Annotated in this window: 4 protein-coding genes and 1 pseudogene; 3 read left to right on the top strand and 2 right to left on the bottom strand. The window is 68.1% G+C overall.

Features of this window, described 5'->3' with window-relative positions:
* The 3 genes and pseudogenes from VD972_RS05005 to VD972_RS04995 form a co-directional block, all read left to right on the top strand.
* Positions 1-953, top strand: a pseudogene (locus tag VD972_RS05005) (hypothetical protein); the annotation flags it as partial.
* A 28-nt stretch (positions 954-981) separates the two neighbouring features.
* Positions 982-1,206 (top strand): hypothetical protein, encoded by a 225-nt coding sequence (locus tag VD972_RS05000; RefSeq protein ID WP_324981548.1) that lies wholly within the window; start codon positions 982-984, stop codon positions 1,204-1,206.
* The gene (locus tag VD972_RS04995) at positions 1,207-3,543 is read left to right on the top strand and encodes a hypothetical protein (RefSeq protein ID WP_324981545.1); all 2,337 of its coding nucleotides are present in this window, start codon (positions 1,207-1,209) and stop codon (positions 3,541-3,543) included.
* A 1-nt stretch (position 3,544) separates the two neighbouring features.
* On the opposite strand, the gene VD972_RS04990 is transcribed toward VD972_RS04995, so the two are convergent.
* Both VD972_RS04990 and VD972_RS04985 read right to left on the bottom strand, forming a co-directional pair.
* Complete coding sequence (locus VD972_RS04990) at positions 3,545-4,039, bottom strand: hypothetical protein (RefSeq protein ID WP_324981542.1); 495 nt, start codon at positions 4,037-4,039, stop codon at positions 3,545-3,547.
* The coding region (locus tag VD972_RS04985; protein WP_324981539.1) for a type VI secretion IcmF C-terminal domain-containing protein at positions 4,036-7,193 on the bottom strand (3,158 nt) is incomplete at its 5' end. The genes VD972_RS04985 and VD972_RS04990, both read right to left, overlap by 4 nt.

The raw sequence follows: 7,193 nt of genomic DNA, 5'->3' as shown, positions 1-7,193 counted from the left end.
TCACCGGCACCGGCGAGGACCTGCGGGTGCTCTCGCTGGACCTGGAGGCCTACGCCGAGCGCGAAGGCAAGCATGACGAGCAGCAGACCCCCGCCGCCGACTATGACGTGTTCCTCTCGGTCCGACTGGAGTCCGCCTCCGAGGCCGTGGTCACCCTGCCGCCCTACCGCATCCCGCGCTACCCCATCCACGTCGAGGGCCTGGTGCACAGCCCAGGCGGAGGAGCCGAGGACCGGCGCTGGCTCATCACCGACGACGAGAAGACCTCCCTCTCCTCCTTCCAGATGACGGTGCCGCTGTGGAACAAGACGGTGAGCGTGCCCGCCGAGCCCATCCACTTCCCGGGGCACTTCTTCTTCCCCCCGTACAAGAACACGCGGGTGCTGGTGGAGCTCCACTTCGACCGCGCCGAGCTGATCCGCTTCATCGACTGGAAGGAGGGCGTGCGCACGCCCCAGGGCGGCCAGGGCGATCAGACGCTGGTGGGCTGGAACAAGACGAGCCAGACGGGCATCACCCACGACTTCCAGGACGACAAGCCGGTGATGCGCATCCATCGCACCTCCGGGGGGGACACGCAGATCGTCCGCATGGGCGAGGGCCACCTCTTCATCCAGGTGAAGGAGTCCCCCAGCGGTGCGGCACCTACTCCCACCTATGACGTGTCGCCCCAGGTGGATGCCGCCAAGGGAGACCTCACGGCGGCCGTGGGGGGCGCCATCGGGCAGACCTCCGGCGCCTACATGAGCGCGATGGGCTCCGTGCGTGCGAAGATAAAGGGCGCTCAGGCGGAGGCGAAGGCGAAGCTCAGTGGTGCCCGTGCGGAGCTGGGCGCCAAAGTGAAGGAGGCCAAGAGCGGACTCCAGGGAGCGGCCTCGCGGCTGTCCGGAGGAGTCAACCAGCTCTCGGGCGTCGTGGCGGAGGCCAAGGCGGCGCTCAAGAAGCTGCAGTGAGGAACGGACCTAGGGACGGAGTGCACCCATGAAGGAACTGCGCGGCAAGGTAGCGGAGCTTCGCGGAGAGCTGGAGTCCTTCAGCGCGGGAGTGAAGGCCAGCGTGAAGCCTCTGCGGACAGGGATCGACTCGCTGACGGGCAAACTCGAGGGGGCCCTGGCCTCCATCCGCCCAGAGGTGGAGACCGTGGCCGGAGGGCTCTCCAAGAAGATCGATGCGCTGGACGCCGAGCTGGCGGAGCTGGAGCCCTGAGTGAAGGCGCTGTGGTCCAGGTTCGACAAGGCCGGGGACGAGGTGCTCGCCCTTCGGGGGAAGCTCGACTCCTCCGCGGGCCGCATCCGAAAGACGGTGCAGGCCCTGGAGCCCGCGGTCTCCTCCCGCTGCAAGGTGTTAGAGGACGCGGCGAAGAGCAAGCAGAAGTCCTTCGGGCAGCAGCTCGAGTCGCTGGCGAAGGAGATCGGGGAGCGCTGTGAGGCGCTAGCCGGCGAGGTGCTCGCCCAGATCAAGAAGCGCAAGGACGAGCTGAAGGCGAAGATCCAGGAGGCAGAGAAGAAGCTCCAGCAGGAGGTCCAGAAGGTCCGCGACCAGGTGGAGCAGCAGCTCAAGAAGGTGGAGGAGCAGCTGGACGCCGCCGAGAAGCGTGTCCAGGAGCAGCTCCGAGGGATCCGCGACCAGGCGAAGCAGGCGCTGAAGAAGGGAGAGGAGCAGCTCGAGGCTGGCGAGAAGCAGCTCGAAAACAACCGGGCCGAGTTGCAGAAGGAGCTCAAGAAGGCGGAGGCGGAGCTCCAGGCCCGCGAGCAGCAGCTCGAGGATGAGCTCCACAAGCTCCGCGCCGCGGCGGACCAGGAGCTGAAGAAGGTCCGCGAGGGTGGGCAGAAGGTCGAGGACGAGCTCAAGAAGGCCCACGCCGAGGTGGAGAAGGGGATAAAGAAGGTCGAGGCGGAGCTCGAGGCCCGCGAGCAGCAGGTCAAGAAGGAGATCCAGAAGCTCCGCGGCCAGGCCGAGCAGACGGTGGGGGCCGCTGTCACCCAGCTCGCAGCCGTGACGGAGAATCTGATCGCTCCCATGGCCAAGAGCCGCGACACCTTGAAGCAGGAGGCCGAGCGGCTGAACAAGGCCGTCGACTCCGTGCTCTCCCCTCCCTCCACCGCCCTGGAGCAGGTCCACGGGCAGATCCAGACCACGAGTGAGACGTCGAAGGCCGAGGTGAAGCGGCTGGTGGCCCAGCTGCGCGCGGGCCTGGATCCGGTCCGCTCCCAGGTGAAGACCGCCACCCAGGCGGCTACCCAGATCCTCCAGACGCTGGAGACCACCGTCGGCGGAACCCTCGAGACGGGGCGCAACGCGGTCACCGGCCTGCTCGACACGCTCGAGCAGACCCTGGCGGGACAGGTGGAGCAGCTGGCCAACGCCCTGAAGACGGTGGAGCAGCTCATCGAGCAGGTGCAGCAGCAGATCGACGCGCTCATCACCCAGGGGATGGAGGCCATCGACACCCTGATGAAGACGGCGATCGCCACCTTCGAGTCCATCCGGGCCCCCGTGCAGCAGACGATCGACTCCGCCTTCGCGGTGCTCGACGGCCTGATGGACACCCTCGCCCAGCTCGAGAAGCAGATCCTGGCGCTCTTCGCTGTCCTCCCCGAGAAGCTCGAGCAACTCCAGACGCTGTTCAAGACGCTGGTCGGCACCCTGGAGTCCCTGCTGGCCAAGGCCGTGCAACTGCTGGAAGCCATCCCCGCCAAGGATCTGCCCAAGCCGCTGGTGGACCCGGCCATGCAGGCCATCACCAAGGTGGTGAGCCAGATCTCCACCCAGCTCGACACCCTCGCTGGCCAGGTGACCCAGCAGATGACATCACTGTCGGATCAGCTCATCACCCAGGTGGAGCAGGTCCAGACGCAGGCCCTGACGCAGGTCCAGACACTGCAGGAGCAGCTCCTGGCGCAGATCCAGACGCTGCAGGAGACGGTGCAGACCGGCATCGATCAGGCCGTCACCCAGGTGGAGCAGCTGGTGGCGCAGATCGCCGCGCAGGTGGCAAATGCCCGCGACCAGGTGGTGAAGCAGATCGAGGCGATGGAGAAGCAGGTGGCCGCCCGCGTGGACGCCCTCAAGGAGCAGGTGAAGACCCAGCTCGACGCGCTCCAGAAGAGCCTCAGCGATGGGCTGCAGACCGCCGCCGACAAGGTGACCGAGGTGGGCACGACCATTGAGAAGCAGGTGGACGCGGCCCGCGAGCGGATGAAGGCCGGGCTCGACACGGTGAGCACGGGGGTGGACACGGCGCTCGAGGAGGCCCGCAAGGCCCGGCAGCGCATCGAAGACGAGGCCGGCCGCCGCGTGGATCAGGTGCTCGACACCTTCTCGAAGCAGGCCAACGGGCTGATGGACACGGCGGCCCAGCAGATCGACGGAGTCGCGGGCCGGGTGGACGCGACGCGGGATCAGCTCCTCGCGCCGCTGGACACGCTCGCCACCACCATCAACGAGTCCACCCTCTTCTCCCAGGTGGTCGAGCAGGTGCGCACCCAGGTCATGAGCATGATGGACGCCATGGACGCCCAGGTGCGCGCGCTGGGCCGCTGACTCAGGCGCCGGGCGCCTTCGGGACTTCCAGCTTGGGGGCCTCGGGCGCCTTGGGAGCCTCGGGGACCTCCGAGGGGAGCGCCGGCGGAATCGAGTCGCTCAGGATGCGGCTCACCGTCAGCTCGACATCCACCGCGCCAGGCACAGGTGGGCTGAGCAGCAGCTGCCAGTTCCCATCCGGAGCGGTGAAGAGGAAGGAGACGGCGACGGCCCCCTCCTGCGGCACCTTCACCTGGAAGCGCTGGATGGTGCCCGGATAGATGACCGCCGTCTGCAGCACGGTCTGGTCAGGCGCGCCCACCTTCGCGGCCACCTCGGAGTACGCCTCGTTGGCGTACTGCTTGGGCTCCACCTGGCGGACAAGCATGTACATGGGCCGGCCCAGGTTCGTCCCAGGCGGCGACTTGATGCTGAGGTTGACCTTGCTCGACGAGCAGCCGCTGGCCAGCAACAGCAGTGCCGCCAGGGCCGTCAGCCGAGACGCACGTGCGCTCATCGCGGCACCTCTCGGAAGGGGACCCAGGGATCGCCCTTGAGTCCGAAGCTGATGTCCACGCCCCGCTTGCTCACACCGTTGCCCTGCAGCGCCAGGCTCCACTGCCGGCGCTGATCGGCGGTGACGGCCGCCTCCTCGAAGAGGCGGAAGCAGCTCCAGGCCGAGCGGTTCCACGGCAGCGACAGGTACTGGGGCGCATCTCGAGCGGGCGAGCGAAGCTCCAGCACGATGGAGGACACCTGCTGATCCCACCAGTTGACGGGGAACTCCTGCCACGTGGGGCTCTGGTTGAAGCCGTACGCGGTCGTCTTTCCGCACTTGAGCGAGGACATGGTGACGAAGACGCCGGGCATCGGCGGCGCGGGCAGAGGCTGCGGCTGCACCTTCAGCATCAGCGGCCGGGGCTTGCCCTCGTCATCCCACAGCAGCTTCGCCAACCGCGCCAGCCGGCTCAAGGACATGAGCATCTGATCCGGCAGCACCAGCTTGTCCCGCAGCGGGCCGCGCAGCGACCACTCGGTGCCGCGCTCCACGCAGATGCGGGAGAACATCTGGCTCACGAAGTTCCAGAACGCCCCATCCTTGCGCCGCAGCACCTCCAGCTCGCCCGGATCCACGTCCTCCGGCGACTCGGGGTTGAAGGGGTAGCGCTCCAGCATGGGCCCCAGCATGCGCCCCGTGGCCTCTTCCCACTGCTTCCTCAGGGTCTTCTCCAGCTCCTCTTTGCCCAGCGTCTGCACCTGGAGGAAGGGCTCGAGGAAGGGCTGCCGCAGCTCGCCGGTGATGCCCTGCTGGTCCAGCCACTCCTGGGCCTTGCGCAGGTAGGAGCCCTCCTCCTCGAGCAGCATGGACAAGGCCACTCGCTCCAGCGGAGTCACCATGTCCACGAGCTCCGGGGGCCCGCCTTGTGCGTCGGCCTCGGCACCCTCCTCCTTGGCCTTGCCCTTGGCGGCCGGTGGGGCCTTGTCCTTGTCCGAACCCTCCGCGCCCTTGTCCGCGCCGGCCTTGTCCGCGCCACTCTTGGACGCGGCGTCCAACTCGTCATGCATCTGGGCCACCAGCGCATGGTAGGGCGCAAGCGCGGCATAGAAGCCGTTCTTGTCCGCCGTCATGAGCGTGACGATGGGCCGGAAGGGCGCGACGGCGTTGCGCAGCGGCTCGTAGTAGGGGCCCTCCAGCGGATCCAGGCTGGCCCGGCTGGCCACGTCGCGCAGCATGTCCACCTGATCCGAGGAGGGCTGGGTGAGCCGGGCCAGCTCGTCGAGCAGCACCCGTCGAGACACGACGAAGCGATAGCCGCGGATGCTGTTGAAGAGGCCCTCGCGGTAGCCGTGAGAGAAGGAGTTCACCCGCTTCTGCACGTAGGCCTCGCGCTTCGCGGACTCCTCCGTGGGGAGCTGGGCACTCTTCAGCCGCTCGGTGAAGTCGTCCACCAGCGGCTTGAGGTCCGTCTCGAAGGGCGTCCGGCTGGTGATGGGCTGCCCCGCGCGAGTCACTGCCTGGGGCCCCATGGTCAGCCGGCCGCTCTTCTCGTAGAGATCCAGCAGCGACTGCAGCAGCTCGCGCGACAGCTGGGGCGGCCGGAAATCGAAGGACTGCTGCATCAGCTCGATCCGGTACGGGCCCTTGTTGTTGCCCGTCAGCCAGAGGCCATCTCTCGTGAGCAGCTCGGAGGGGCCCATCTTCTCCACCGCGAGCAAGCCCGAATAGGCCTCCTCCTCCATGTTCAGCACCGCGGCGAGCGTGTCCCGGTTCGCCCGCAGCCAGTCGAGCACCGTGACGGTGGTCTCGATGCCCTGGAAGTGGGTCGTGTTGACCTGGATCGAGGAGGCATCGATCAGCTTGAGCACCGTCGGCAGGGAGGCGTACACATCGAGGTCGGCCAGCTGCGCCTTCAACCGATCGCGCTCCTCCCGGCGGAGATCGAGCTCTGCCACCGACTTCGGCCCCGCCTCGAACGTCTGCCGCAGGAACAGGAGATGATCGAACCAGGGCTTGAGCTGGCTCTCGAACGTCAGCCGATCCTCATAGGGCCAGCAGGACCAGTCATCCTCCGTCTTCCCGGAGACCTGCACGGCCCCACGGCGGCAGGGAGGATTGCGCTCCCAGGGCTTGTCGGTGGCGAGCACGTAGGTGGCCACCAGCGGCTCGCGCAGATCGAGCGCGGTGATCCAGGTACGGCTCCTGTCGGTCTGGGTAGCCGCCTCCGTCCCGTCCTCGCTGGAGTCCTCGCCGCGCCACCGGCGCGAGTGCTGGGGCTGGATGCTGGAGCTCACGAAGGTCCCCAGCCCGTCCCCGTTCGAGGCATGGAGCGTGGTCAGCAGGTAGACCACCTGCTCGGGGCGGCAGGACTCGGGCCGCTTGCGGCAGGCGTCGAGCGCGGGCTTGAGGTGGCTCTCCCGGATGCCCTGAGCCAGCCGCTGGCGGAGATCCAACATCTCGTCCGGGAAGCTGGTGCTCAGCGGCGGCCACCAGCGGGCGGCTCGCCACAGGTGGCTGATCGCGTCCGCCGCTTCGTTCACCTGCTCCTCGACGACCTCGCCCCTGCCCTCCAGCCCCTGCTCCCGCATCTGCGACACGGTGAGCTCGAAGTGCCGCACCCGGGCCTGCGCCTCGCGCAGCAGCACGTAGAAGTTGGCGTAGGCGGCCAGCACGGGCAGGCAGCAGACCGCGGCGAACCCCACGGCCCGCATCAGGTGGGTGCGCAGGTAGAGGCGGCGCAGGGCCTCGGTGCTGCTCTCCTCGGTCACCACGGAGAGCGTGCCGCTGGCGCGCGCCTCCGCGTTGAGCGAGGACAGGTACACGCGCGTGAGCCGAGGCTTGAAGGAGAGGGTGTTGCCCTCCAGCAGCGCGGACACGAAGCGGCCGAGCGCCGAGAACGAGCGCCCGCCCTGCGAATAGAAGCGCTCCAGACGCTCGAAGGCGTCCACCGGGAGCGAGGTGAGCCCCAGGGCCAGGTACTGCTCCTGCCCCTCCAGCAGCGAGGCCAGCTGGCCCTCCTCGCCCTGCTTGGGAATCTCGAAGGAGCACGGCACGCCGTGCTGCCTCAGCATGCGGGCGAAGTCCTCGAAGCCCTCCAGCCCATCCATGTGCGTCAGGCACAGGCGCGTCTCCACCGGCGCCTGGCAGGCCTCGGACATGAGGTTGAGCTTGC

The sequence above is a fragment of the Hyalangium sp. genome (genome assembly GCF_035629615.1).
GTDB lineage: Bacteria > Myxococcota > Myxococcia > Myxococcales > Myxococcaceae > Hyalangium.
The sequence above is the reverse complement of the archived record's forward strand: the minus strand, read 5'-3'. Positions and strand labels throughout refer to the sequence as shown.